The 25369-nt window shown below is 70.6% G+C and carries 24 protein-coding genes; 8 read left to right on the forward strand and 16 right to left on the reverse strand.

The annotated features are described in order from the left end of the window. Positions 1-54: 54 nt before the first annotated feature. The 3 genes from ADL01_RS16365 to ADL01_RS16375 all read right to left on the reverse strand — a co-directional run bounded on the left by ADL01_RS16365 (position 55) and on the right by ADL01_RS16375 (position 2758). Positions 55-1650: a DEAD/DEAH box helicase gene (locus tag ADL01_RS16365; protein ID WP_078960562.1), complete on the reverse strand. Its 1596-nt coding sequence runs from the start codon at positions 1648-1650 to the stop codon at positions 55-57. 273 nt (positions 1651-1923) lie between these two features. Beyond that, on the reverse strand, positions 1924-2127 hold the full coding sequence (locus tag ADL01_RS16370) for a cold-shock protein (RefSeq protein WP_006373337.1): 204 nt from the start codon (positions 2125-2127) through the stop codon (positions 1924-1926). A gap of 433 nt (positions 2128-2560) precedes the next feature. Further along, on the reverse strand, positions 2561-2758 hold the full coding sequence (locus ADL01_RS16375) for a hypothetical protein (protein ID WP_053742731.1): 198 nt from the start codon (positions 2756-2758) through the stop codon (positions 2561-2563). Between the two features lie 190 nt (positions 2759-2948). On the opposite strand from ADL01_RS16375, the gene ADL01_RS16380 reads away from it, so the two are divergent. Then, a complete protein-coding gene (locus tag ADL01_RS16380; protein WP_234354661.1) occupies positions 2949-3683 on the forward strand; it encodes a DUF4142 domain-containing protein in 735 nt (244 codons plus the stop codon). A 7-nt stretch (positions 3684-3690) separates the two neighbouring features. On the opposite strand, the gene ADL01_RS16385 is transcribed toward ADL01_RS16380, so the two are convergent. After that, on the reverse strand, positions 3691-5379 hold the full coding sequence (locus ADL01_RS16385; protein ID WP_053742732.1) for a glycoside hydrolase family 13 protein: 1689 nt from the start codon (positions 5377-5379) through the stop codon (positions 3691-3693). Positions 5380-5717: 338 nt separating this feature from the next. On the opposite strand from ADL01_RS16385, the gene ADL01_RS16390 reads away from it, so the two are divergent. After that, complete coding sequence (locus tag ADL01_RS16390; protein ID WP_053742733.1) at positions 5718-6668, forward strand: LAETG motif-containing sortase-dependent surface protein; 951 nt, start codon at positions 5718-5720, stop codon at positions 6666-6668. 120 nt (positions 6669-6788) lie between these two features. Here the strand turns inward: ADL01_RS16390 and ADL01_RS16395 are convergent, their stop codons facing one another. After that, a complete protein-coding gene (locus ADL01_RS16395; protein ID WP_420719721.1) occupies positions 6789-7808 on the reverse strand; it encodes a nucleoside hydrolase in 1020 nt (339 codons plus the stop codon). 166 nt (positions 7809-7974) lie between these two features. Here ADL01_RS16395 and ADL01_RS16400 point away from each other — a divergent pair, with 166 nt between their 5' ends. Together ADL01_RS16400 and ADL01_RS16405 are read left to right on the forward strand one after the other, a co-directional pair. Then, positions 7975-8976 (forward strand): hypothetical protein, encoded by a 1002-nt coding sequence (locus ADL01_RS16400; RefSeq protein ID WP_063783530.1) that lies wholly within the window; start codon positions 7975-7977, stop codon positions 8974-8976. A 184-nt stretch (positions 8977-9160) separates the two neighbouring features. Next, entirely contained in the window at positions 9161-9799 is a 639-nt protein-coding gene (locus ADL01_RS16405) for a hypothetical protein (protein WP_053742780.1), read from the forward strand. Positions 9800-9871: 72 nt separating this feature from the next. Here the strand turns inward: ADL01_RS16405 and ADL01_RS16410 are convergent, their stop codons facing one another. The 5 genes from ADL01_RS16410 to ADL01_RS16430 form a co-directional block, all read right to left on the reverse strand. Then, the gene (locus ADL01_RS16410) at positions 9872-11923 is read right to left on the reverse strand and encodes a TerD family protein (protein ID WP_053742734.1); all 2052 of its coding nucleotides are present in this window, start codon (positions 11921-11923) and stop codon (positions 9872-9874) included. Between the two features lie 226 nt (positions 11924-12149). Further along, positions 12150-13607, reverse strand: coding sequence for a glycosyltransferase family 39 protein (locus ADL01_RS16415; protein WP_053742735.1), 1458 nt, complete (start codon positions 13605-13607; stop codon positions 12150-12152). A gap of 78 nt (positions 13608-13685) precedes the next feature. Beyond that, positions 13686-14345: a hypothetical protein gene (locus tag ADL01_RS16420; protein WP_053742736.1), complete on the reverse strand. Its 660-nt coding sequence runs from the start codon at positions 14343-14345 to the stop codon at positions 13686-13688. Then, on the reverse strand, positions 14342-14947 hold the full coding sequence (locus ADL01_RS16425) for an RNA polymerase sigma factor (protein ID WP_234354662.1): 606 nt from the start codon (positions 14945-14947) through the stop codon (positions 14342-14344). The genes ADL01_RS16420 and ADL01_RS16425 overlap by 4 nt, the downstream gene beginning before the upstream one ends. Positions 14948-15002: 55 nt before the next feature. Continuing rightward, complete coding sequence (locus tag ADL01_RS16430) at positions 15003-16346, reverse strand: helix-turn-helix domain-containing protein (protein ID WP_053742738.1); 1344 nt, start codon at positions 16344-16346, stop codon at positions 15003-15005. 108 nt (positions 16347-16454) lie between these two features. Here ADL01_RS16430 and ADL01_RS45355 point away from each other — a divergent pair, with 108 nt between their 5' ends. After that, entirely contained in the window at positions 16455-16607 is a 153-nt protein-coding gene (locus ADL01_RS45355) for a hypothetical protein (RefSeq protein WP_199834840.1), read from the forward strand. Between the two features lie 43 nt (positions 16608-16650). Here ADL01_RS45355 and ADL01_RS16435 read toward each other — a convergent pair whose 3' ends face one another. Further along, positions 16651-17211, reverse strand: a complete 561-nt coding sequence (locus tag ADL01_RS16435; protein ID WP_053742781.1) for a Uma2 family endonuclease — start codon at positions 17209-17211, stop codon at positions 16651-16653. Positions 17212-17435: 224 nt separating this feature from the next. Then, complete coding sequence (locus tag ADL01_RS16440) at positions 17436-18935, reverse strand: NCS1 family nucleobase:cation symporter-1 (RefSeq protein WP_053742739.1); 1500 nt, start codon at positions 18933-18935, stop codon at positions 17436-17438. Positions 18936-19317: 382 nt separating this feature from the next. Between ADL01_RS16440 and ADL01_RS16445 the strand changes: the two genes are divergently transcribed. Both ADL01_RS16445 and helR read left to right on the forward strand, forming a co-directional pair. After that, entirely contained in the window at positions 19318-20595 is a 1278-nt protein-coding gene (locus ADL01_RS16445) for a glycosyltransferase (RefSeq protein WP_078960564.1), read from the forward strand. Between the two features lie 4 nt (positions 20596-20599). Continuing rightward, the gene (gene helR / locus ADL01_RS16450; RefSeq protein WP_053742741.1) at positions 20600-22831 is read left to right on the forward strand and encodes an RNA polymerase recycling motor ATPase HelR; all 2232 of its coding nucleotides are present in this window, start codon (positions 20600-20602) and stop codon (positions 22829-22831) included. Here helR and ADL01_RS16455 read toward each other — a convergent pair. Next, a complete protein-coding gene (locus tag ADL01_RS16455; RefSeq protein WP_053742742.1) occupies positions 22828-23094 on the reverse strand; it encodes a DUF397 domain-containing protein in 267 nt (88 codons plus the stop codon). The two genes, helR and ADL01_RS16455, sit on opposite strands and share 4 nt — an antisense overlap. Then, complete coding sequence (locus tag ADL01_RS16460) at positions 23054-23902, reverse strand: helix-turn-helix domain-containing protein (protein WP_053742743.1); 849 nt, start codon at positions 23900-23902, stop codon at positions 23054-23056. Before ADL01_RS16460 ends, ADL01_RS16455 begins: the two co-directional genes overlap by 41 nt. Before the next feature lie 143 nt (positions 23903-24045). Between ADL01_RS16460 and ADL01_RS16465 the strand changes: the two genes are divergently transcribed. Then, positions 24046-24504, forward strand: coding sequence for an ATP-binding protein (locus ADL01_RS16465; RefSeq protein WP_063783531.1), 459 nt, complete (start codon positions 24046-24048; stop codon positions 24502-24504). Here ADL01_RS16465 and ADL01_RS16470 read toward each other — a convergent pair. Together ADL01_RS16470 and ADL01_RS16475 are read right to left on the reverse strand one after the other, a co-directional pair. Beyond that, positions 24501-24821 (reverse strand): transcriptional regulator, encoded by a 321-nt coding sequence (locus ADL01_RS16470; protein ID WP_053742744.1) that lies wholly within the window; start codon positions 24819-24821, stop codon positions 24501-24503. The genes ADL01_RS16465 and ADL01_RS16470 overlap by 4 nt on opposite strands. After that, on the reverse strand, positions 24818-25309 hold the full coding sequence (locus ADL01_RS16475; RefSeq protein ID WP_053742745.1) for a hypothetical protein: 492 nt from the start codon (positions 25307-25309) through the stop codon (positions 24818-24820). The genes ADL01_RS16470 and ADL01_RS16475 overlap by 4 nt, the downstream gene beginning before the upstream one ends. Positions 25310-25369 lie beyond the last annotated feature (60 nt).

The following is a 25369-nucleotide window of genomic DNA, read 5'->3' on the forward strand; positions in this document are numbered from 1 at the left end:
AACCAACCGGCTCGGGTGGAACGGGGATGAGTGACGCTGGGGCCGAAGCCGGGCTCAGCCGGCTTGCCGCGCGTCGGAACCCGGGCGCCTGTTCCGGGGCGCCCGGCGCCGACGGCCGCGTGGCTCGCCGGTGGAGTCCTGTTCCGTACGGGGGGCCGGGTTCCCGCCCGACACCCGCGGCGGCTTGGCACCGCCACCGGTCGGACGCGACGCCTTCTTGGCGGTGCCCTTGCCGGCGCCGCCGCCCGCTCCCGCCGCACGGGCCTTGCTCGCGGCGCCGCCACCCGACGTACGGGCCGTGGCCGCACCGCCCTCCGCGGACCCGCGACGGGAGCGCGAACCGGAAGCGGGAGTGGAAGCGGAACCGGAAGCGGAACCTGATCCCGAGCCGGACCGGGACCGCGAGGACCTGGACCGGCCACGGGAGCCGTCGGCCTTCGGGGCGGCCGGCGGAGTCGGGGCCGGCACCGGGATGACCACCGGTATGCCCGAAGGGGTACGGGCACCGGTGATGCGGGTCAGTTCGGCGGCGCCGGGGGCGACCTTGGCCGTGTTCGGGTCGATGCCCGCCGCACGGGTCAGGCTGCGCATCTCCCGGCGCTGCTCGGGCAGAACCAGGGTGACCACGCTGCCGGAGGCCCCGGCCCGCGCCGTACGGCCGCCGCGGTGGAGGTAGTCCTTGGCGCCGCCGGGCGGGTCCACGTTGACGACCAGGTCGAGGTCGTCGATGTGGATGCCACGGGCGGCGACGTCGGACGCGACCAGCACGGTGACCTCGCCGGTCTTGAACTGGGCGAGTGTGCGCGTGCGTTGGGGCTGGGAACGGCCGCCGTGCAGGGCTGCCGCGCGGACGCCACTCTTCAGCAGGTGCTTGGTGAGACGGTCGACGCTGCGCCGGGTGTCCATGAACATGAGCACGCGCCCGTCACGGGCGGCGATCTCGGTGGCGACCGTCTTCTTGTCGACGTCGTCGACGTAGAGCACGTGGTGCTCCATCGTCGTGACGGCGCCGGCGTGCGGGTCGGTCTGGTGCACCACGGGCTCGTGCAGGTAGCGGCGGGCGAGCCGGCCGACGTCCGCGTCGAGCGTGGCGGAGAACAGCATGCGCTGGCCCCTGCGCGGCACCTGGTCGAGCAGGTAGGTGACCTGCGGCAGGAAGCCCATGTCGACCATCTGGTCGGCCTCGTCGAGGACGGTGACGGTGACACGGTCGAGGCGGCAGTCGCGGCGGTCGACGAGGTCGCGGAGCCGGCCGGGCGTCGCGATGACGACCTCGGTGCCTGCGCTCAGCGCACGGGCCTGACGCGAGATGGGCAGACCGCCGACGATCGTGGTCATGCGCAGGTTCATGGCGCCGGCGTGCGGGGTGAGCGCGTCCACGACCTGCTGGGCGAGCTCACGGGTCGGTACGAGGACGAGGGCCAGCGGGCGTCCCGCTTCGGCGCGCTGTCCGGCAAGGCGGGCGAGCATGGCCAGCCCGAAGGCCAGGGTCTTGCCCGAGCCGGTCTGGCCGCGGCCCATGACGTCGTGGCCCGCGAGGGTGTCCGGCAGCGTGGCCGCCTGGATCGGGAAGGGGACGGTGATGCCCTCGGCGGTGAGGGAGGCCAGCAGCGAGGGCGGCAGGCCCAGGTCGGCGAACGACCGGTTCATGCAGAACCTTCCTCAATGCGGCACGTCGACACACTTCACGGCCGGCGCTCAGCGTCCGCCGCGACAGCGGCAGCACACAGGGGCCGTGGGGACGAGCCGAAAGGAAACGAGCAGTGGAGGGGGATGACCCCAAGAATCAGGGACGGCGACCGGCGTCCGGTACTGAACCGTCCCGAAAAAAACTGTGAGCCGGAGCCCACACCCCTAGGTGCGGGCCCCGGCCACAATCACGTGTTGTGTCGACCCACTAGTGGATCGCCAGATTCACGCGGATCAGGCGGGGAGGATGTTCTCCGCCTGCGGGCCCTTCTGACCCTGCGTGACGTCGAACGTCACCTTCTGGCCCTCGTGGAGCTCACGGAAGCCCTGGGTGGCGATGTTCGAGTAGTGGGCGAAGACGTCGGCGCCGCCGCCGTCCTGCTCGATGAAGCCGAAGCCCTTTTCCGCGTTGAACCACTTCACGGTACCGGTGGCCATGTCAAATCTCCTTGGGGCATGCTCGGGGGCCCGCACCGTGCGGACCCCGCGTCGCCGCAATGATTGCCCCGCCGGAACTAACACCGGAAATCTTTGGGAACCACAACTGCAACTGAAAACCACGCTAGCACAGAACCCGCCGCTGGGGACGTGCGGCAATGTCACACGTCCCGTGGGAATAGTCTCCGCAGCTCACCGGGGTCGCCCGGCACCGGGACGCCGTCGCGGGCGACCGACGTGGCGACGGCCGCCAGGCCCCCGACCGCAGCCCTCATCCTCACCCTTATGCCGTAGGTGCACATGGCCGTCCCCGAGGAATTCGGGCGGCACGGCGGGCAAGGACGCGGCCGAGTTCGCACCCGCTCCCGTGCGCCACTCACCGCGAGGCAAGTTGCCGTCCTGGCACAGGAGTTCGAGCCTCCGGCGACGGTCGTCACTCACCGTCGTCCGAGGAGTTCCGCCCGCCCGAGTTCCGGCTCGAACGGGACGAACTGCGCACCGCCTCGCCCGCCGCCAGCGTCAGCCGGGCCACCCCGCGCACCCAGCGGGGTCCGCCCCGCGATGCCCACACGACACAGACGCAGCCTCCGACGACCAGCACGAGAATGCCGACCAGGGCGAGTATCCCCACGCGCTTCCCCCTCTTCCCCTTGCTTCTTCCTCTTCGGCCGCCGCAGCCGGGACCAGCCCTCGTGCTGACGGACCGCCGACGTCGTGTTCATGGCACACCCTTTGCAGACGCCTTACGGAGACGAAAGGTTCCGGACACCCCCCGTGTCCGTATCCCTCCTCGACGACTTCCCGTCGCATCAGGAGGCAACGTGCGTTTCTCCCGGAGATCGACCGGCACCCTCTTCGTGGGTGGCGCGCTGAGCCTGACGGTGGCCGCGCTCGCCTACCCCGCCATGCTCGGTGTCCAGAACGTGTCCAGTTCGCCCACCCGGATCGTCGCGCAGACCTCCACCGGACCGTTGACGGAGGCCGACCGCGACTTCGTGGTGAAGGTGCGGGCGGCCGGGCTCTGGGAGTACCCGGTCGGGCAGATGGCGCTCGCGAAGGGGACCTCGCAGGCCGTCATCACCGCCGGGCAGCATCTGGTCGCCGGGCACGCGGCGCTGGACGCGACGGTGCGGCGGATCGCTCCGCAGCTCGGGGTCACCATTCCCAACCTGCCCAGTCCGCAACAGCAGGGGTTCATCTCCACGCTGACCGCCGACAGCAGGGGGACGCAGTTCGACAGCGACTTCGCGAACATCCTGCGCATCACGCACGGGTCGATCTTCAACACCGTCGCCAAGATCCGGTCGACCACCAAGAACACGCTGGTCCGCGCCCTCGCCGACCAGGCCAACGTCACCGTCCTGGACCACATCACGGTCATGGAGAAGACCGGGCTCGTCAATTTCGACACCGCGCTCTTCCAGCAGACCTCCCCGCCGAAGCTGCCCGCCTCCGACGTCACCCCGCCTGTCCCCGTGCCGGGCGCCCCGACCGTCGTCCTCACCCCGCCGCCGGACACCGGCGACACTCCGTCGCCCAGTCCCACGGCGGGGTGAGTGGCTCCTACGGCCTGTCGTGGTTTCCGAGCCAGGCCGTGGTGTCGGGACCCAGGCGTCCGTCCGGCTCCAGCGGTGCGCTGGTCAACAGGACGTCCCCGGGCGGCAGTTCGACGGGGGTGGCCGACAGGTTCGTCACGCAGCGCCAGCCGTCGGCGCGCGTGAGGTCGAGGACGCCGGGGGCGGATTCCGGCGCCCAGGTCAGCTCCTCGCCGTCCAGCAGGCGGCGGCGCAGGGCCAGGGCCGTGCGGTAGAGCTCCAGGGTCGAGCCCTCGGCCCCGTCCTGTGCCTCGACGGCGTACGACGCGAAGCTCGTCGGCTGCGGCAGCCAGGCCCCGCCCGCGCCGAAACCGTACGACGGGCCGGTCGTCGTCCACGGCAGCGGCACCCGGCAGCCGTCGCGGCCCTTGCTGGTGTGGGCCGTCTGTTCCCAGATCGGGTCCTGAAGGGCCGAGACGGGCAGGTCGGCCACCTCGGGGAGGCCCAGTTCCTCGCCCTGGTAGACGTACGACGAACCCGGCAGCGCCAGCATCAGGAGCGTCGCCGCCCGGGCCCGGCGCAGGCCCGCCGCCTCGTCGAGCGGTGGGGCGGTGCCGTCCGACAGGAGCCAGGCGTTCAGGTCGGTGCCCGGGGGAAGCGCCAGGCGGGAGGCGTGGCGTACGACGTCGTGGTTGGACAGGACCCAGGTCGCCGAGGCGCCCGCCGAGCGGGCCGTCGCGAGGGAGTCCGTGATGACCTGGCGCAGCCCCTCCGCGTCCCAGCCGGCTTGCAGGTACTCGAAGTTGAAGGCCTGGCCGAGTTCGTCGGGACGGGCGTACAGCGCGCGGCGGGCGCCCGGGACCCAGGCCTCGGCGACCGCCATGCGGGGCGGGGTGTAGGCGTCGAGGATCTTGCGCCAGTCGCGGTAGATCTCGTGGACCTCGTCGCGGTCGAAGAAGGGGTGGGTGCCCGGCGGGAGGGCGGTGAGGCCCTGCTCACCGCTGAGTTCCGGGGCGCCGAGGTCGCGCAGCGGCACGTCGAGGTCCTTCGCCAGGGCGTGGGCGACGTCGATGCGGAAGCCGTCGACTCCCCGGTCGGACCAGAAGCGGAGCGTGGTGCGGAAGTCGGCGCGGACCTCCTCGTTGGCCCAGTTGAGGTCCGGCTGTTCGGCGGTGAAGAGGTGCAGGTACCACTGGCCGTCGGACGCCTGGTCCGCCGCCACCCGTCGCCACGCGCTGCCGCCGAACACCGACTGCCAGTCCGTGGGCGGCAGTTCACCGTGCGCGCCCCGGCCGTCGCGGAAGACGTAACGGTCGCGGGCCGGGGAGCCGGGCGCCGAGCGCAGGGCCTCCTCGAACCACACGTGCCGGCGCGAGGTGTGGTTGGGGACGATGTCGACCATGACCTTGAGGGCGAGGCGGTGGGCCTCGGCGACCATGGCGTCGAAGTCGTCGAGGGTGCCCAGGCGGGGGTCGACGTCACGGTAGTCGGCGACGTCGTAGCCGCCGTCGGCGAGTTCGGAGGGATAGAAGGGGGAGAGCCAGAGGGCGTCCACGCCCAGGGTGCTCAGATGTGTCAGGCGCTGGGTGATGCCCTTCAGGTCGCCCAGTCCGTCGCCGTCGGCGTCGGCGAAACTGCGCGGGTACACCTGGTAGAAGACCGCCTGACGCCACCAGTCGGGGTCCTGGGAGGAAAGGTCGAGAGTCGGTTCGGGCACTCGCTGTCTCCTGGCTGTCGTGGTTGCACGGGTCGCTGCTGTTTCACAGTTCGCTGTTGTTCCACGGAGTGCTCTGTCCACTTCGCCGGGAAAGCGAACGTAAGCGCCCCCGGAACACACCCTTCCCTGTGTGGGGGAAATGCGACGATGCGCGAATGCCCTTTGCGTTTCCCCAGGTTGACACCCCGGGCCGCACGATTCACGATGTCCCCACGCCGTGGCGCATATGACTGAATGGGCCCAGCGTTCCTTAGACAACACTCCCCCGGCCGGCCTGGCAGCAACGCGCTGCCCTCCCGCCGTGCCCGGGTTCTCGCACACGCGAAGATGGGATCCGCATGTCCATAGCGAGACGTGTCACCGCGCTGCACCTCCTGGGGACGGGCGCCGCCGCGCTCGCGCTCTGCGCGGCCTCCGCCTCGGGGGCCTGGGCCACCGGGCCCGGCGGTGACGGCTGGGGCTCCGCGACCGGCGGCTACAAGCCCGGCGCCGGCGCGGGCACGAAGACCGAGACCGACCGCTGCCAGTTCTCCCTCGACGGACAGAACTTCTTCGACTCGGTCCGCGTCGACGACCAGAACCTCAAGCCCACCGACGGCGGCAAGGTCCACGTCAAGGTCCGCACCGCCGGTGACGCCAGCACCTGCACCGCCTCCCTGGCCTCCTACCTCGCCCACGGCGCCACCTTCGCCACCTCGGGCGTCCAGGTCTTCGTCGACTTCGACACCGTCACGGTCATGCAGGGTCAGACCGACTCGCTCGACATCGCGGTGCCGGACGCGGGCTGCTACGCGCAGGTCGACCTGTACCGCGGCAAGGTCAAGTTCGACGGTGACATGGACGCCAAGGACGGCTTCGAGCACGGTGACGTGCCCAAGGGCCCGGACCGTCCGGTCATCAAGGACAAGCTGATCGCCGCCTGGAACGGCGGTACGAAGGACTGCGCGACCACGCCTCCGCCCGTCGAGGAGACCCCGGGCACCCCGACCCCGACGCCGCCTCCGCCGGCCGAGGAGACCCCGGGTACGCCGACTCCGTCCGTGCCCGTGTCGGAGACGACCCCGCCCGTCACGGAGACGCCGGGCACCCCGACGCCCAGCGAGTCGACCCCGGAGTCCACGCCGCCGGCCACGCCGACCACCCCGGACAGCACCCAGCCCCCGCTGGCCGAGACCGGCGGCGGCAGCTCCACCGGCCCGATCGCGGGCGGTGCCGCTGCGCTGCTGATCGGCGGCGCGGCGATCGTGGTGGCGACGAAGCGACGCAAGACCGCTCGCGCCGGCTCGTGATCACCCGTACCCGTACCTGCACCTGCCCGTAGACAGGCAGACACACCAGGTAGGCATACGTCCGCCCCGGTACCGCTCCTCGTGAGCGATACCGGGGCGGATGTCATTTCCGCCGGTGCCTTATCGCGTCTCGACCGTCCCGAGGTACAGCTTCACGTACCGCTCCACGTCGACGTCGAGCGCCACGTCCACCAGCGGCTTCGCCCGCGCGCCGTGGTGGATCTCGGACTCGCCGGGGCGCGGTCGGCGGTCGACGACCGTCTGGCCCCGGGCCGGGCCGGGGGCGAGGGAGACCTCGACGGGCAGCGCGCTGGTGGTCAGCCCCGCCGGGTCGGCGACCACGCAGACGGCGCCCGCGTCGCCGAGGCCGCCCGTGGGGGTGGGGTCCCCGGTGACGGCCGGGTCGCGGTGGGCGAGGAGCTGACCGGCGAGACGCGCACCGGGTTCCGCGCTCTCCCGCAGCCTTTGTACGTCCGCCGCCGGCATGACGACGCGCCGGAAGACGTCCAGGCCGTACATCGTGATCGGCACCCCGGCGGTGAGCAGGACCGCGGCGGCCTCCGGGTCGTGCCACACGTTGAACTCGGCGACGGGCGTGGCGTTGCCGACGTCCACCGCGCCGCCCATGAAGACGATCCGCTCGATGTTGCGGGTCACCTCGGGGTACGTACGTAGGAGCAGGGCGATGTTGGTGAGCGGTGCCATCGGTATGAGGGTGACCGGGCGGGGCGAGCCGAGTATCTCGCGGCGCAGCAGGGTCACGGCGTCCACGTCGACGGGCGTCCGGGTGGTGGGCGCGGGCAGGCCGAGGTCGCCCATGCCGTCTCGTCCGTGCACATGGGTGGCGGGCCGCGCGGGCTCGAGCAGCGGCCGCTCGGCACCGCGCGCGACGGGCAGATCGGGGGCGCCGGCCTGGTCGAGGACGGTGAGGGTGTTGCGTACGACCTGGTCGACGTCCGTGTTCCCGGCGACACAGGTGACCGCACGGAGGTCGAGTCCCGGGTGGCGTACGGCGAACAGCAGGGCCAGGGCGTCGTCGACACCGGTGTCGCAGTCGATGATCACGGGGATGGGGTCAGATGAACTCCCTTGAACGTCAAGGGAGTTGGGCTGGGCGTGGGCGGGTTCCGCGGTCGTCACGGTGAGGTCTCCTTTCCCAGGCCGCACAGACTCCCACGCCCCCCGCATCACCCTCACCACCGGCCCCGCTCACCCGGACGGGCCCCGCCCGCTGGTGGGTTCGCGCGGGCGATGGTGCGGTCGGAGGAGAGATCTGACGTACCGGCACCTCTGGAGGATCCCCTTGATGACCCGTCGGCCCTCTCCCCGCGCGGTACGGCTGCTCGCCTCGGCCCTCGGGGCGGTCACCCTGCTGACCACGGCCGCGTGCGTGCGCGACGGGGACGGCGGCAGCGGGAACAGCTCGCAGCGCCGGCCGGCCGAATCCGCCGCCTCCCCCACCTCACCGGCCTCGACCGCCGCCCAGCAGACCTCCACCGCCCCGACCGCCCTCACGGACACCCAGGCCAGGGACGCCCTCCTCACCCCCACCGACCTCGGGGCGCCGTGGGCCCCCACCAAGGGCTCGGCGCTCTGGCGGGACGCGCTGCTCAAGGGGACGGCGGACAAGGCGGACTGCGGACGCCTCCTCGACTCCGTGTACACGGAGGAGCTGCTGGGCGAGCCGTCCGGCGCCCATGCCGTCGTCGGCTTCGACGACTCCGCCGAGGGTGACCAGCTCCACTACCAGGTCAACGCCGCCCATCGCGCCGACGTGGACAAGAGGCTCGGCTGGCTGAGGACGATGCCGCAGAAATGCGGCCGGTTCACGGCGGTGGGGACGGGCGGCGCCCGGCAGGAGGTGCGGGTCACGGAGGTCCGGCTGCCGGAGGCGGGGGACGCCAGACAGGGGCTGCGGCTGTCGACGCGGGGCAAGCTGGAAGGGGCCCGCGCGACGCTCACCCTGGACCTCGCCGCCGTACGGGTCGGCGACGACGCGATCGTCCTCACCAACGGCGGCCTGAGAGAGCCCCACACGGAGTACACGGTCCAGGCGGTCCAGGTGGGCGCCGAACGCCTGAAGCAGACCCGGAACGCTCTCCCGGCGCCGCCACAGACCCCCGTGAGCGGCGAGAGCCAGAGCCAGAGCCCCACGGAGAGTCCGAATCCGAGTACGAGTCCGACACCGGGCCAGAGCCCGAGCCCGACGCGGGGACCGGTCCGGCCTCAGCCGCCGCAGCCGCCGCAGCAGGAAGCGGAAGGGGATGACTGGGAGCAGGACTCGGGCCAGGACGAGGACCTGTACTGACCTGGAACACATGGGGGGGTGTACCTGACACCACCCCCACATCGGCCACTCAGGCCCAGGGACGAAAAGCGCGGCGCCCGGCACGATCCCTTACATGAACAACATGAGCAAGACGCCGAAGACCACGCACACCACCGCCCCGGACAACACCACCGACTCCGCCGAGTCCCCCCGCCCGACCGGCCTGAGCGAGGCGACCGCCCGTCGGCTGACCGGCGTCGCGGGTATCGCCACCGCCCTCGCCCTGATCGTCGAAGTGCCCCTGTACTTCGTCTACTCGGGCCCACCCCCGGACGCGAACGTCCTGGCCCGCCTCCTGATCGGGATCCTCGCGCTCGCCTCCCTGATCGTCTTCGTGACGAGTTTCCGCGAGCTGGTGAAGCGGGTGAACCCGGCCTACGAGTGGGCGGCCTCCCTGGCCTACTCGACGGGCCTCGTCTACGCGACGATCATCCTGGTCTCCATGGGCCTGGAGGCCGGCGCGGTGATCGCCACCGACCACTCGATCGACCCGACGATCGACGTGAACGGCACGTACATCCTCTACGGCTCGATCAGCCGCCTCCTGCTCGCCCTCTTCCTGACGGCGACCGCCTACACGATCGCCCGCACGAACCTCCTCCCCCGCTGGACGACCCGCTCGGCATACGTCCTGGCGGGCATCAACCTGGCCTTCGTACCGTCCCTGTTCTTCGGCAACACCCCGGCCGACTTCTACGCGGCGAACGGCTGGGGCACGACAGCCTCGATGGGCGCGATCCTCAGCTACTGGCTCCTGGCCCTGGGCATCTCGACGTACCGCAGCGGCACGACGAAGCGCTGAGCGACCTCAAGTGCCCCACCCCGTACGAACATTGCGGCGCCCGCCGGTGGAGGTGGGGCGCCGCGGTGCGTGTCAGCCCGTGGCGGCCGTCTCCCTCGTACGGGACGGCGACGTACGGCGGTCCAGGTGGGCAACCACATGGGCGTGGAAGCGGTCAACGGACTCGTCGACGCTGCGGATGAAGCCGGACTCAGCGTTGCCGCGGGTGTTGCCCATGCCGCGGAAGAGGGACAGGCGGAAGCCGGTGATGGGCGTGCCGTCCTTGGGCAGCAGGTCGGCCGGCTCCGGGCGGAGTCGTTCCAGGGTGCCGCGCGGACCTGGCGCCTGGCCGACGAGCAGTGCCTCGACGTGCAAGTCGGCTGGGGCGTCGGCGAGTTGGCGGACCAGCCGCTTGGCCCAGGTGAGCGGGTAGCCCTGTTCGGGAGCGGGGATCTCGATGGACGTACGCAGCTTGCCGGTGCGCAGGTCGGCGCAGAGGGCGAGGATGCCGGGCGTGCCGTCGATGCGGAGTTCGGCCTCCAGCCGGCCGTCCGCGCACAGTTGATCGGCCAGGGCGGCGCGACGAGTGCGCGGATCGCTGCCGCGTTTCGCGCGCTGCACGGGCAGCACCTTCTGGCCGAGTTCGCCACCCAGCCGCAGGCACACCTGCCGGACCAGACGCTCCCAGCTCTCGACGACGTCGACCGCACGCGAGTCGCCCTGGCACAGGGTCTCGTCGTCGATGCCGTTGCGTACGGGGACCCACGCGGGGCCCATGTTCTGGAAGCCGTGGCAGCCGGAGTTCTCGTGCTGGAGGTAGTGCAGGAGTTCCTGGAGCAGCCAGGCGTGGGCCGCGTTGCCGACGCCCTCGTGGCGGATCAGCATCTGGGCTTGGTGGGCGACCTCCGCCCACGAGAGATGCCAGAGGGCGACCTTGTGCTTGCGTCGGCCGTCCGCCTTGACCTCGACCAGCGGGCTGCCGTCGAGTTCGACGTCGTTGGACAGGGTGATGACGGCCTCGTAACCGCGCCGGGCGGCGATGTCCGCATACGCCTGTACCTGGTCCTGCTTGAGGGAGTTGCCGTTCGTCTTGGTCTCGACGAGTGCCGTCCACAACTTGCCGGCCCGTTCGACGCGGATCACTCCGTCGGGGCGGCGCGGGGAGTCGCCATTGGGCAGCGTGACCTCCGTGAACGTTTCCATCCGGCCGGACGGAGCGCCGAACCCCGCCGTCAACCTCCTTCCGAACTCCGGAACTTGGGTCATCACGGACAGCAGCACAGAGGTAGCCCGGGTCTCGCGCTCACGGTCGCTCTTGAGGGCGGACGCGGGGAAGAGCCGCGCCACTCGCCAGGCATCGTTCTCGGCGAGGGACTTTTTGGCCACCTTGGGCAGCGTGACCTTCTTCTTCGCGGTACGGGGCCGGGGCGGCACAGTCTTCGCCTCCGGCTGATCCGGCGGCACGGAGGGCACGAGTGGCGTGCACGGCACGGGCGCTAGAAGGCGCTCGCTCGTCGCCTGTGCCGGGATGGCGGGCAGGGACTCGGACCACGTCTCCGGCGCCGGTACAGCATGCCCTTCCGGCTTCTCCACCGCCTCCCTCTCCGCGTCGTCGTCGATGTCGACGCCGAAGTCCGTTGCGAGGCCCGCGAGTCCGGACTCGTACCCCTGGCCGATCGCCCGGAACTTCCAGTCCCCGCCCCGCCGGTAGAGCTCGCCGAAGAGCAGCGCTCCCACCTCGCCGGGGTTCTCGACGGAGAAACGCAGCAGGCTCTCGCCGGCGCCGTCGGCGAGGGTCAGGCACAGGTCGTGCAGGTCGGAGAAGCGGGCGCCCTCGTAGCGGCTCGCCGCCACGACGATCCGCTCGGCGTCGGCCGGGATGGCCGTCAGGTCGAAGGTGATGCGGTCCTCGTTGCCGTCGGCTGTCGGCGCCTTGCCCAGTAGCTGCACGCTGCCGTCGGCAGCGACCGGGTTGTTGTAGAAGTAGAAGTCACCGTCGCTGCGCACCTTGCCGTCGGCGGTCAGCAGCAGGACGGACACATCGGCGTCGCCCTCCCCCGTCGGACTGCTCCAGCTCAGTCTCACCATCACCGAGCCCACGTCTTCACTCAGCGCCGCCAGGCTGACATTGGCGCCCTTGACCATCTCGTGCACGAGCCCCCCCCAGACGCACGTTAGTGACATGTGATGCGCACCACACACCCTGCGCATCAAGGGAACCCTAGCGTCGAACAGCAATCGATGGTCCCAAATCGTGCACAGTCCACCGACATCGCGACTTGAGGACAAAGGTGCAGGAGGGCTGACGGTCAGGCGAGCGGACAGGCAGACGGGCAGACGGCCGAGAGGGCGGCCTGTCAGCGAGCTGACATCAGTGAACTGACACCAGCCGCTCGTACACCGTCACCCGCCGGCCGCGGGTCTGTTCGTCGGCCACCGGGGTGAAGTACTTCTTCAGGACGGACATCTTCGTTCTGTCCCGGGCGGTCGTCGGTGGTTTCGCCACCTGGGGTGTGTCCGTCACCAGGAGGATTCGTTGCCGGGTGAGCATCGCGGCGCGTATCCGGCTCGGGGGCGCCTCCACGCCCTTCAGGGTTCCGGACTCCTGCGGGCTGCGGGTCAGGGCGATGTCGCGCAGGCCGGCGAAGGCGCTGGGGGAGAGGGATTCGGTGTCCCGGCGGTCCGCCGGGACGAAGAGCACCGCGCTGCCGGTCTTCTTCAGCCGCCGTACTTCCGACGTGATCGCCACGACGTCGTCCACCCTGCTTTCCGGGGACCGCTTGGCCAGTGACTGGGGCAGCAGTGCCGCCGTCGCCACGGCGATCACCGTGGGGAGGATCCACATCGGCGCTCGCGGCAATCGGGGCGCGGCGGCCCGTGTCGCCGCGCCGACCACCGTACCGATGAGCAGCGCCAGGCCGAGCAGGCTGTAGAGGATGTACCGGTCCAGGAACAGCGGCCGGACCAGGGAGACGCCCAGGAGGCCGAGCTGCGGCACCGCGAGCAGCGGGAACGCGACGGCCGCCACCGACAGTCGGCCCGGCCGGGGGCGGTCCAGCAGGGCGCCGACGCCGCCGATCAGCAGCAGGATCGCCGGGCCGATCACCATGTGCCAGGTCAACGGCGGTATCCATGCCACCTGTTGGGCCTGCTCTCGGCTGAAGAGGGCGAGGGGTAGCACCCCCGCTGTGGCGGCCGTGGAGGACGCGGCCCAGCGGATCCACACCCGGCGCCCGGCACGCGTCCGGACGAGGGTCGCCAGGTGCGCCAGAAGAACCATCAGCGAGAGCCAGTTGAGCAGTCCGCACATCAGGACGGTGCCGCCGTAGGCGACCCAGTACGCCCTCCGGTCCCGTCCGTGGAGGAGGTGTACGAGCAGCCAGGTGGAGATCCCGGCGCCGGCCGCGACCAGAGCGTACGGGCGCCCTTCCTGAAGGTGGAACTGCACGGCCGGGAGCAGCCCGAACGCCATCCCGGCCGCCAGGCCGACCCACTTGTCGGCCAGCCGGTGGCCGATGGCCGTCACGCAGGCCGCCGCCACCGCCATGGCCATCACCGAGGGCAGCCGGAGGGTGGTGGTGCCCGCCCCGAAACACTCGAACAGGGCGTGCATCAGCAGGTAGTAGCCGCCGTGCACGACGTCCACGTTCCCCAGCAGATGCCAGATCTCGGCCGGGGAACGTTCGGCGGCCTGCCAGGTCGCGGCCTCGTCCCGCCACACGCTGTCCTGCCGCGACAGCCCCCACAGGCCGAGGCCGAGCGTCCACATCACCGGGATCAGCCAGATGGGACAACGACGGCTGTGCGGCAGGCCGGTTGAGGATGTCATGATCATGAAAATACGCAGACGCGGCTCGCACGCGCGAACGAATAACTCGGCGCAACCGCATCACCGCGACCGACCAGCTCAGAACGCCTCGCGGAACAGGGCCCTCGCCTCGTCCGTGGCCTCCGTGGTGCCCCCGCACATCGGGACGGCGCCGTTGTCGGCGGTCACCAGGTAGTGGGCGCCGATCTCGAAGTCCGGCGCCTCCGAGTAGGCCTCGTCGCTGGTGAGGCTGACCTCGGCGGGGCGGTCGGCGGGGTCGGTGGTGGCGCGGTACCAGTGGTCGACCTTGAGATCCACCCGGTCGGCCTGCTTGGCGGTCACCGTGGCCTCGAAGGCGAGTTGGTGGCGGCGCAGGAGGTCGGGGGTGGGTGCCACGCACTTCGCCGCCGCCGCACCGCTGTCCGGGAGAGCCAGGGTCAGGGGTCCCGTGTGGGGGTGGGGGTGAGGAGCGGCCGTGGCTGCGGGAGGGGCGGCCTTCTCCGCCGTACCGTCTCCGCCCCGCGTGACGCCCCAGGTGATGGCGCCGCCCGCTGCCAGCAGCAGCAATGCGGTGAACGCCAGTGCCGGTACGAAGCGGGGGCGCGGCGCCGTGTCCTTGGCGGCGGTCGTCGGTGCTGTGGCTGTCGTCGGTGTGTTCATCGTGGCCTCCATGAGACGGGGGACGTCAGGTCGCGGAGCCTGAGAGGTCAGTGCCGGGTCCGTGGCCTTGAGACGGGCCAGCAACTCGTCGTCGTTCACCGACTGCTCCCTCCGTTTCCGATACCGGTTCCTTGTCCTTCGTCCGTCTCATGTCCGGGGCGCGCCCCGGTCTTTCGCTCCAGTCGCGCCGCCAGCTTCTTCTTCGCCCGGTGCAGCCGGATGCTCACGGCGTTCGCGCTCAGGCCGGTCACCTCGGCGATCCGGCTCGGGGTGAGTTCCTCGTACGCCCACAGCTGGACGATCTCCCGGTCCAGCGCGCGGAGTTGGGCGAGCGCCGCGTGCAGGGCGGTGTGATCGGCGTCCCCCGTCTCCGGCGCCGCGCCCGCCGCCGTCCACGTCAGGCGTTCCAGCAGGGAGCGTCTGCGCCGGTCCGCGCGGCGGGCGTTGGCGAGGCAGCCCCGGGCCACGCCGTAGCACCAGGGCAGCACGGCGTCGGGGTCGGGCTCGGGGATGCGCTCCGGGTCCAGCCCGGGTACGTCCCCGATGCGGCGCCACAGCACCAGCAGCGTCTCCGAGAGGATGTCGTCGACCTGGTCGGGGTCCGCGCGCCGCAGCAGATAGCGGTGCAGGGGCACCGTCACGACGCGCGCCAGCGCCTCGAAGCGGGCCCGCTGATCCCGGGCGGCCCTCTTTTCCGTCATGGATTCCACGACCTGCCTTGTCCGGCACCGGGGGAATCCTTTCACCGACGCCCAGTCAGAGAGGCGGCTGTGCGGGCGCCGGGCCGAGCGTCGTGGTTCCGGGGGCCGTACGATGCCCCAGCCCCGTCCGGTAGGCGTCGAGCGCGGCCTCCACCCGGCCCGTCCGGCGCAGCAGATCGCCGAGCAGCCGGCACAGGTCGGCGAGGTCACCGGCGGCGCCCGCGCGCTCCAGGACGCTGAGGGCGCGTACGTAGTGCTCCTCGGCCTTGTCCGTGTCGCGGGCGTCCTCCGCGATGATGCCGAGCAGTCGGTGGGCGGCGGCCGAGTGCACCGCGCCGCGTTCCGACGACAGGTCCCCGAGTACGTCGTGCAGCAGCGCCGCCGCCTCGTCGGACTTGCCGCGTCGGTGCAGTACGTCGGCCAGCTCGACCGTGACCTGACTGCTGTAGAGCGCGGCGCGCTTGGCGGACAGCATGGCCTGCGCCTGACGCAACTCGGCTTCCGCGAGGGCGAGTTCGTTCTGCTGGGCGTGGAGGTACCCGCGCATCCAGTGGCAGTTGGCCAGCTCGGTACGGATCTGCAGCTGCCGGTACAGCTCGGCGGCCTTCGCCAGCGAGGCGTCGGCCTCCGCGTACCGTCCCTCGGCGAGCATCGTCCGGGCCACCTGGCGGTGCATCCGGGCGACCAGCGCGGGATCCCGTACCTGCGGGGCGAGCGCGAGGGCGAGTTCGGCCGCCTGGGCCGCCCGCGCGTGGGCGCCCATGTCCATGTAGGGGGCGATGGAACTGGCGTAGAGGGGGAGGAGAGCGTCGGGATCGTGCAGCCCGCTGCGGTTGAGCTCGTCGATCGTGGACTCGAGAAGGTATACGGAGTAACGGAGTTCACCGGCGAGATAGTGCGCGACGGCCCGTCCGCGCAGGGCGGGCACCCGACCGGTCAGCGGCTCGTCGGCGAGACACCGTTCGGCGAGTTCGAAGTACTCCTGGGCGGCCGCGAGATCCCCGGTCTCCACCCCGCACTCCCCGAGCCCGAGCAGCGCGGTCGCCTCTTCCGCGACCAGCCCGAGCCGCGCGGCCTCCTCCCTCAACTCGCCGTACTGCTTGGCCGCCGCCTCGGTCTCGCCGGTGGCGAGGGTGCGCTGGGCGTCGGTGAGACGCAGCCGGAGGCCGGTGGCGAGGTGGGCGGGCCGCCCGGTCACCAACTCCTCGTATGCCACCCCGAGTTGATCGGCGATGTGCCGCAGCGCCTCGTCGGAGGCGCGCACGCGCCCCGCCTCCAGGGTGGAGACGTACGCGGGGGTGTAGGCGGGCTCCGCCAACTGCCGCTGGGTCAGCCCCTGCTCGATTCGCAGCCGTTGCACCCTGCGCCCGATGACTTCCGGGTCGTCGCGCTCCACCATCGCCCAACTCCCCTGCGCCTACTTGCCGTTGAGGCCCGTCTACCCCTACGTTAAGCCACGAGTTAAGCGTGCTTAATACGTCGCTGTCGCTGTTGTTGCGAGGTTGCCGTGCTCTCACACTTCAGAGCGGTCTGCGCGGCGGTCATCGCCGCCGCCACCCTCATCATCGCGGCGAACACGGGCCCGGCGCGGGCGGCGGAGCCGCACCGGGCCGGGCCCGTGCACGAAGCGGGGTGGGCGACCCTGGGCCGACCGGGGTAGGGAAGCGTCCGTTCCATCCAGCTCATCAGGACGGCTCCGGCACTCAGAACTCAGCCGTGTCCAGCTCGAATCCCAGGGGCGCGGGCAACGGCACGCTCAGGCCCAGTTTGTGCTTCAGGCTCTTGGCGTAGTCGTCGCCCGACGGCTCGGAGTACACCAGCACCTCGCCCTCCTCCCGGTCGATCAGCAGGTAGACGGGGATGTCAGCGCGGGCGTAGCCGAGGATCTTCTTGTCACGGTCGCGCGCGGCGGTCGAGGTCGAGGTGACCTCGGCGACCAGAAGCACGGAGGCCGTGTCGTGCCACTCCTCCTCGTCGTCGAAGCTGCCCTTGGGGGCGACGACCAGGTCGGGGATGACATGGCCGGTGTCGGATGCCCCGGGAACGTTCAGGCCGATACCCGTGTAATTGCGCAAGGTACGGTCGGTACGGCGCACGGTCACTTGATCCGCGACTTCGGACACGATTTCCTCGTGCTCCCCATTCGCCGGTGGCACCACGTAGATCTCCCCTTCGACCAGCTCTACACGCCAGCCCTCAGGGGCAGCCGCACTGAACAGCTCGAAGGCCTGCTCGACGCTTGCGCCGCCCAGGTACTCCCGCATACGCCTCCCGTAGCGCTCGCCATCGGGATCGTCAGGATCGTCGTACGGACCGTGAATGGCCTCGCCCTGGTAACCCGGCATGATGATCGGCTCCGCCGTCGCCATGTCAGACCTCCTTCGCTCAGCGCGACAGTCCCAGGGTAGACCGGCGGCCCGAATACGGAATCCCGAACCATTCACTCGAACGAGCGTGCTGTTACGTTTCCGCGCCGGGCCACCCGCCGTCAGACCGCAGGCTCCCCGGACCCCACCAGCCGGCTCTTCCCGCCGCTCACGCCGAAGTAGATCGCCCCGGCGACCAGCACCCCGATGAACCAGGAGTACGGGCCGAGGGCCGCCCCGTAGCCCGCCGGGCCGTACGTCGGCAGGATGCTCGAGAAGATCGCGCCCACTGCCGCCGCCGCGAAGGCGCGTATGTTCCAGCCGCCCTGGAAGCGGAACTCGCCGTCCTCCTTGTAGAGGTCGGGGACGTTCAGCTGGGCCTTGCGCAGGAGGTAGTAGTCGACGACGACCACGCCGAAGATCGGGCCCATCGTCGAGCCGATGGCGTTGACGAAGCTCGGGGCGTTGTCCCAGGGGTGCAGGGGGTAGAGGAGGAGGGCGATCACGGCGGCGATCAGGCCGCCGCGCTTGAACGTGATGTGCTTCGGGGCCACGTTGGCGAAGTCGAAGGCCGGGCTGACGAAGTTGGCGACGACGTTGATGCCCAGGGTCGCGACCGCGAACGTCAGGGCTGCCAGCAGGACGAGGAACGCGCTGTCGAACTTCGCTGAGATCGCCGCCGGTTCGAGGATGACCTCGCCGTACACCTTGCTCGCGGAGGCCGTGGTCATCGCCGCGACCAGCGAGAACAGGATCAGGTTGACCGGCAGGCCCCAGACGTTGCCCTTCTTCAGGGTCTTCTCGTCCGGGGCGAAGCGGGCGAAGTCACCGAAGTTCAGGAACAGCGCGGCGAAGTACGTCACCCAGGTGGCCGCGATGGCCGCTATCGCGGCGAACGAACCCGGCGTCACGTCCAGGCCGGTCGCGTTCTTCGCCAGCGCCGCCAGGTCCTTGGCCGGCATGTCCACGGAGAAGGACAGCGTGCCCGCCTTCACCGACAGGGCCACCGCCAGCACCAGCATCATCAGCCAGACCGCCGGTCCGGCGAAGTCCTGGAACCGGCGGACCGTCTCCATTCCCTTGCTGATGATCAGCAGTTGGGCCGCCCAGACGGCGAGGTAGCAGATGACTTCCAGGCCGCTGTGGTCGAAGAGGTGGGTCGTCTCGTGCAGCTTCTTCGGGCCGTCGTAGCGGATCAGGAAGGCCACGATCGCGCCCGCCGCCGCGCTGGTCTGCGCGCCGTACCAGAACGTGGCGACCACGGCCCTGACCAGCGCCGGTACGTTCGCGCCGAAGGTACCGAAGGAGGCACGGGCGAGGACCGGGTAGGGGACGCCCGTGCGCACGCCGGCCTTGCCGATCAGCGTCATCAGGTAGTAGATGATCAGCGATCCGACGCCGATACCGATCAGGAACTTGAAGGTGTTCCCGGCGACCAGGAACAGGCTGGCGGCGAGGAAGTAGCCGTACAGGCTGTGTACGTCCGAGGTCCACACGTTGAAGATGCTGAACGCGCCCCACTTGCGCTCGGTGGCCGGGGCGAGGTCCTCGTTGTAGAGGCGGGGGGAGTAGCCCTCCGTGCCCGCGGCCTCCGTGACTCTGTCCGTGTCCGTGTCCGTCATCGCGTTCTCTTCCTGCGCGGGTCGCCATGGTGGCGCCGGATGGCCTAAAGAGAACGGCCAGGATGTTTCCCCCAAATGCCGCGCACGTAACCGGCTTGTCAATGGAACTTTTCTTCCACTGAGCGAAACGGGACCGTACCGTTCACCCGCCTAAGTACAGCCGAAAGGGGTTATGTCAGCAGAGGGGCGCGCAGGGCTGAGGTTCGCCGTCCGGGCGCGCGACAAAAACAGAGGCAAGAGCCGGGGAAAGAACAAAGGCAAGGAGTCGCGACTCCTTGCCTTCTTCAAGGTATAGCGCACCGGGGGGCTTGCGGCAAGGCCCCCGTTGTGCCGCAGAATCTCCGGCCTGAGCCGGAATCTGCGGAAACGGGGAGCCTTCGAAGTGCGTGTTCTGCTGTCGACCTATGGGTCGCGCGGGGATGTCCAGCCCATGGCCGCTCTCGCGGTCGCGTTGCGGGAGTTGGGTGCCCAGGTGCGGGTGTGCGCGCCGTCGGACGAGGAGTTCGCGAAGCTGCTGGCCGAGGTCGGCGTGGAGTTCGCGCCGGCCGCCGAGCCGGTGCGCACGCTGGTCACCGGGACGGCTCCGCTGACGCCGGAGGGCCTGCCCCGGCGTGCCGCCGCGTTGACCGTCGCGCAGTACGAGGCGGTCGTGGCGGCGGCCGAGGGATGCGACGCGGTGGTGGCGACCGGACTCGTCCCGGCGGTGGCCGCGGCCCGGTCGGCGGCCGAGAAGCTGGGCGTCCCGTTCCTCTACGTGGCCTGTTTCCCGACCATGCTGCCGTCGCCCCACCACAGGCCGCACGCGCTGCCGGGCCGCCCGTTCCCGCCGGACGAGACCGACAACCGCGTGCTGTGGGACCTGACCCGCGAGAGCTTCGACATCCTGTACGGGCCGGGGATCAACGCCCACCGGACGTCGATCGGCCAGCCGGTCGTGGACGACGCCCTCCGCCACGTCTTCACCGACCGGCCGTTGCTGGCGGCCGACCCGGTTCTGGGACCGTGGCCGACGTCCCCTTCCGATCCTTCCGACGCGGCGGACCTGACCGTCGTACAGACCGGGGCGTGGCTCCTGCCCGACGAACGGCCGCTGCCCGCCGACCTGTTGGCGTTCCTGGACGCCGGTGAACCGCCGGTGTACGTGGGCTTCGGCAGCATGCCCATGCGGGAGTCGGCGGACATCGCCCGGGTGGCCGTCGAGGCGGTGCGCGCGCAGGGCCGGCGCGTCCTCGTCGGACGGGGCTGGGCCGACCTCTCCCTGATCGACGACCAGGAGGACTGCCTCGCCGTCGGAGACGTCAACCACCAGGCACTGTTCCCCCGGGTCGCCGCCGTCGTGCATCACGGCGGCGCGGGTACGACGACGACCGCCGCGCGGGCCGGGGCGCCCCAGGTGGTCGTACCGCAGATCGTGGACCAGCCCTACTGGGCCGCCCGGGTGGCCGAGTCGGGCATCGGCGCGGCGCACGACGGCCCGACGCCGACGTTCGCGTCCCTGTCCGCCGCGCTCGGGATCGCCCTGGCCCCCGGGACCCGCGAACGAGCCGCCTCCGTCGCCGCCACGATCCGCACCGACGGCGCGACGGTCGCCGCGAAGCTGCTGCTCGACACGGCCGGCCGAAAGACCGCTACCGACAGCCCCATCTCAGTTCGGAGCTGATGCAGTGCACTCCCAGACCTCCACCACGACCTCGTCCGTCACCACCAGCGCGTTCGCCCTTCCCGAGCGTCTCTCCGCCAAGGCCGACCCGCGGCTGATCGCCCGCGACGAGCGGCACTTCGCCGCCATCGCGGAGTGTCTGGAACAGTCGATCGCCGAACTGTCCGCCCGTCTCGACACCGTACGCAGGGCCCCCGGCGGCATCGGCCGCGAGGCGATGGACCGGGACACCGAGATCCACCAACTCACCGCCCGGCTGCGTGCCCTGCGCCGCTTCGGCCTGGACCTGTGTCTCGGCCACATGGTCAGCGCGGACGACCCCGAACAGTCCGTGTACGTCGGACGGCTCGGCCTCACCGACAGCACGGGCCGGCGGCTGCTGCTCGACTGGCGTTCCCCGGCCGCCGAGCCGTTCTTCGGCGCCACCCACGGCAACCCGATGGGCCTGACGAGCAGGCGGCGGTACCGCTGGACCGACGGCCGGATCAGCGACTACTGGGACGAGGTGTTCGCCTCGGACGGCTTCGACGGGCACGCCGCGGCCCTCGACGACCAGTCCGCCTTCATCGCCAGCCTGGGCAGCGACCGCTCCCCCCGGATGCGCGACGTCCTCGGCACCATCCAGGCCGACCAGGACGCCATCATCCGCGCCGGATCACGCGGCGCGCTCGTCGTCGACGGCGGACCGGGCACCGGCAAGACGGTCGTCGCCCTGCACCGCTCCGCCTATCTCCTCTACGCCGACCCTCTCCTCAGTCACCGTCGTGGCGGCATCCTGTTCGTCGGCCCGCACCGGCCCTACCTGGCGTACGTCGCCGATGTCCTGCCCAGTCTCGGCGAGGAGGGCGTGCAGACCTGCACCCTGCGGGACCTCGTCGACGAGGGGGCGTCGGCGGCGGTCGAGTCCGACCCGGAGGTGGCCCGGCTGAAGTCGTCGGCGGAGCTGGTGCGATCGATCGAGAAGGCCGTCCGCTTCTACGAGGAGCCGCCCACCCAGCGGCTGACGGTCTCGACGCCCTGGTCCGACGTCCGACTGACCGCCGCCGACTGGGCCGTGGCCTTCGAGGCGGCGCCCGGTGTGCCGCACAACGAGGCCCGCGACCAGGTCTGGGAGGAACTCCTCACGATCCTCGCCGAGAAGCACGAGGACGCCGACCCTGACGACGCGTACGGCGTCTCGCCCGCCCTCCTGCGCAAGTCCCTCGCCCAGGACCGGGAGTTGGTCGCGGCCTTCAACCGCGCGTGGCCGCTCCTCGAAGCGACCGACCTCGTCGGAGACCTGTGGTCCGTCCCCGCCTATCTGCGGATGTGCGCGCCCTGGCTCACCCCTGATGAGGTACGGAAACTGCGGCGCGCGGACGCCCACGCCTGGACGGTGTCCGACCTGCCGTACCTGGACGCGGCCCGCCAACGGCTCGGCGACCCGGAGGCGGCCCGGCGCAAACGCCGGCATGACAGCGCCCTCGCCGCCCAGCGCGAGCGGATGACCCAGGTCGTCGACAACCTGATCGACGCCGCCTCCGACTCCGGCGCCGACGGTGACGACGGCGAAGGCCTGGTACGGATGCTGCGCGGCCAGGACGCCAAGGTCAGCCTGGTCGACGAGTCCGAACTGACCACCGCCGCCCCGGACCTGCTCGCCGGGCCGTTCGCCCACATCGTCGTGGACGAGGCGCAGGAACTCACCGACGCGGAATGGCAGATGCTGCTGCTGCGCTGCCCGTCCCGGAGCTTCACCATCGTCGGGGACCGCGCGCAGGCCCGGCACGGGTTCACGGAATCGTGGGAGGAACGGCTGGAGCGGATCGGGCTCGACCGGGTCACCCTGGCCTCCCTCAGCATCAACTACCGGACGCCGGAGGAGATCATGGCGGAGGCCGAGCCGGTCATCCGGGCCGCCCTCCCCGACGCCAACGTCCCGACCTCGATCCGCAGCGGCGGTGTCCCGGTCGGGCACGGTTCGGTGTCGGACCTCGCGTCGGTCCTCGACACCTGGCTCGCCTCACACCCTGACGGCATCGCCTGCGTCATCGGCGATCCCGGGTTCCGGCCGACGACGTCACGCGTCCGGTCGCTGACCCCGTCACTGTCGAAGGGGCTCGAATTCGACCTGGTCGTCGTCATCGACCCGGAGCGGTTTGGCGAGGGCATCGAGGGGGCGGTGGACCGCTACGTCGCGATGACGCGGGCGACCCAGCAACTCGTCATCCTGACCAGTACCGGTACCAGTTCCTAGGCGGACACCGAGGCGACGAACGCGGCGAAGGCCTCCGGCGTGAGCGTGAGAGCGCCCAGGCCGGGGGCCTTTGAGTCGCGGACGGCGATGTGGGGGGTGAGGGGGGCTATTTCGACGCAGTCGCCGCCGGTGTCACCGCTGTACGAGGACTTGCGCCAGGCGGCGGCGCCGAGGGGGGCACACTCGACGCAGTCGCCGCCGCTAGTGCCGCTATAGCTGGACTTACGCCACGTCGCGGCCGTCAACTGCTGGCTGGTCTCCATAGCGTTCCTCCATCACGCGGGCGATCAGGTCAGCCGAGTCCTCAAGCGAGAGGGCCTTGGCCTGCAATCGAGCGTAACCGACCGAACGCTCCCTGATCACGTCCGGGTTGGCGGTCATGTGCCCCTGGTCGTAGCTCTCGCAGTAGTGAATATCCGGGTCGTCGTCGAAGCGCAGAAGGTTGAACGTGCCCATCATGGCGGTGTGCGCGCCCACGGAGAACGGCAGCACCTGGACATGCACCCACGGGTGGTTCCGGAAGCCCAACAAGTGGGCGAGTTGGTTCCGCATGACCTCGCGGCCACCCACCGCCTGGAGCAGCACGGACTCGTCCAGGACCACCCACAGCACCGGCGGCTCGTCCCGCTTGAGAACGCGCTGCCGTTCCATTCGGGCCGCAACCATCTCCTCGACCCTGTCCGGATGGTCGACGCTCAGCAACGCCGCCGCATACTCAGGCGTCTGCAACAGGCCGTACACCAACTGGCACTGGTACGTGGAGATGTACGTGGCCCGCGCCTCCATCTCCGCGTACGCCTGGAACCAGTGCGGGAGTTGGCTGCGCAGCACCAGCCCCACCAGCCGCGAGAACGTACCGTCCGTTCCCAGCGCCGCGTCCACGCGCTCGGCGAACTCCCTCGTCGGGACCTTCCTCGCCGTCTCGACCTGGCCGACCAATGACGCCGTACAGAAGATGCAGCCGCCCAACTGCCCCTGGGTCAGGCCCGCTTCCTCTCTCCGGCGCCGTAGCTCGAAGCCGAAGTAGTCCAGCGGTGAGGCGCTGGGGTCGAGTTCGCGGATGTTGGCCATGGTGGGCCACCCCCAAGCTGACGCTTCGCGTCGTTGGAATCGTTCTGTGGCACAGCGTAATCAGGCCACTGCATTCTGGTGACGTGAATCACGCAACTGACGCAACCGAACTGGACGAAAGCCCACTTGGGCCGAGGTACGGCATGAACTTCACCCTCGGTGAGCATTCGGCGCGGCACCTCCGCTACATCCTGCGGACGTATCTCCACTCCTGGGAGATGCCCGAGCTCGCCGACTCCGCGACCCTCGCCCTGACCGAGCTGGTCGCCAACGTCGTACGACATGTCCCGGGCCGGCGGGCCACCGTACTGCTGCTGCGGCGGTCCGGCGGCGTCCGCGTCGAGGTGGCCGACACGGAACCGCTGGCCCCGGTGTTTCCCAGGTTCCCCACAGCCGTGGACGAAGAAGGCGGGCGCGGACTGCTGATCGTCGAGGCCGTCACCGACCGCTGGGGCTGGTACCGGATGCCCTCGCATCCCGCCCGCCCCGGGAAGACCGTCTGGTTCGAGTGCGACGCCAAGAACGACGACCATGACGACCACGACGACCACGACGACCACGACGCCGAAGGCTCAGAGAACCCGGGGAACGCCAATGGCTAGAGCGCCGGATCCGACGGCCCCACGATCGCCCGCAGCGCCGCCAGGTGCCCCTGGTAGGCAGCCCGGCCCCGCCCGGTCAGGCGGAGCCACACGCGCTGGCGGGTGTCGCGGACGGCTTTGCGCTGCTCGACGTAGCCGGCGTCCATCAGCACGGTGACATGTTTGCTCAGCACGGAGGCCGAGAGGTCGAGCTGCTTCTGGACCAGGCCGAACTCCGCCTCGCCCGCGGTGTCCAGCAGGGCGCAGACACGCAGCCGGTTCGGGGCGTGGATGGTGGTGTCGAATCCCGCCGGCCCGTCGTGGTCCTCGGCGCTCACGTGGTCTTCCGGTGCAGGCGGACGAAGGCGAGGTGGAAGCCGACGGAGGCGGCGGCACCGATCAGCGAGGCCGAGATCGGCCACACCGGCCATCCGGTGAAGCGGAACGCGAACGCCGACCCCAGCAGCAGCACGGGCAGGCCGACCGCGAGCGGGACGGTCGCCCGCTTCGGCAGCACGTCCAATCGCAGCGCCACCCCGGTCTTGTTACGCCACGCCTTGGACGCGACGGAGAAGAGCGCCCCGTACACCGCGGTGATCGCCAGCATGATCCCCAGCCAGGCGGGGCGCGGCAGCAGCCAGTCCGAGTCGGCCGCGATGCCTGCGTAGGTGATCGGAAGCGCGGCGACGTAGAGCGTGAGCGCGATGAAGAACCAGGTCGGCCATGGCGTGGCCGACAGCGCTGCGGCGGAGGCCCGGACGTGCTCGGTATCGGCAAGGGCGGAACGGGCCTGTTCCTGCGTCGGGCGTACCCCGTTTGTTTCCATGACGGAAAGAGTAGCCGATAGTTTCCAGCACGGAAAGAGGCTAGTTTCCGAAACGGAAAG

It is taken from the genome of Streptomyces sp. NRRL WC-3618 (genome assembly GCF_001280005.1).
Taxonomy (GTDB): Bacteria; Actinomycetota; Actinomycetes; order Streptomycetales; family Streptomycetaceae; genus Streptomyces.

Excerpts from the sequence above, each read along its gene's own strand:
- ADL01_RS16455 (WP_053742742.1), bottom strand. The coding sequence starts at position 23,094 with ATGGAGACCAGCCAGCAGTTGACGGCCGCGACGTGGCGTAAGTCCAGC.
- ADL01_RS16460 (WP_053742743.1), bottom strand. The coding sequence starts at position 23,902 with ATGGCCAACATCCGCGAACTCGACCCCAGCGCCTCACCGCTGGACTAC.
- ADL01_RS16430 (WP_053742738.1), bottom strand. The coding sequence starts at position 16,346 with ATGGTGGAGCGCGACGACCCGGAAGTCATCGGGCGCAGGGTGCAACGG.
- ADL01_RS16410 (WP_053742734.1), bottom strand. The coding sequence starts at position 11,923 with ATGGTCAAGGGCGCCAATGTCAGCCTGGCGGCGCTGAGTGAAGACGTG.
- ADL01_RS16475 (WP_053742745.1), bottom strand. The coding sequence starts at position 25,309 with ATGGAAACAAACGGGGTACGCCCGACGCAGGAACAGGCCCGTTCCGCC.
- ADL01_RS16425 (WP_234354662.1), bottom strand. The coding sequence starts at position 14,947 with ATGACGGAAAAGAGGGCCGCCCGGGATCAGCGGGCCCGCTTCGAGGCG.
- ADL01_RS16390 (WP_053742733.1), top strand. The coding sequence starts at position 5,718 with ATGTCCATAGCGAGACGTGTCACCGCGCTGCACCTCCTGGGGACGGGC.
- ADL01_RS16415 (WP_053742735.1), bottom strand. The coding sequence starts at position 13,607 with ATGACATCCTCAACCGGCCTGCCGCACAGCCGTCGTTGTCCCATCTGG.
- ADL01_RS16435 (WP_053742781.1), bottom strand. The coding sequence starts at position 17,211 with ATGCGGGAGTACCTGGGCGGCGCAAGCGTCGAGCAGGCCTTCGAGCTG.
- ADL01_RS16365 (WP_078960562.1), bottom strand. The coding sequence starts at position 1,650 with ATGAACCGGTCGTTCGCCGACCTGGGCCTGCCGCCCTCGCTGCTGGCC.
- ADL01_RS16440 (WP_053742739.1), bottom strand. The coding sequence starts at position 18,935 with ATGACGGACACGGACACGGACAGAGTCACGGAGGCCGCGGGCACGGAG.
- ADL01_RS16370 (WP_006373337.1), bottom strand. The coding sequence starts at position 2,127 with ATGGCCACCGGTACCGTGAAGTGGTTCAACGCGGAAAAGGGCTTCGGC.
- ADL01_RS16400 (WP_063783530.1), top strand. The coding sequence starts at position 7,975 with ATGACCCGTCGGCCCTCTCCCCGCGCGGTACGGCTGCTCGCCTCGGCC.
- ADL01_RS16465 (WP_063783531.1), top strand. The coding sequence starts at position 24,046 with ATGAACTTCACCCTCGGTGAGCATTCGGCGCGGCACCTCCGCTACATC.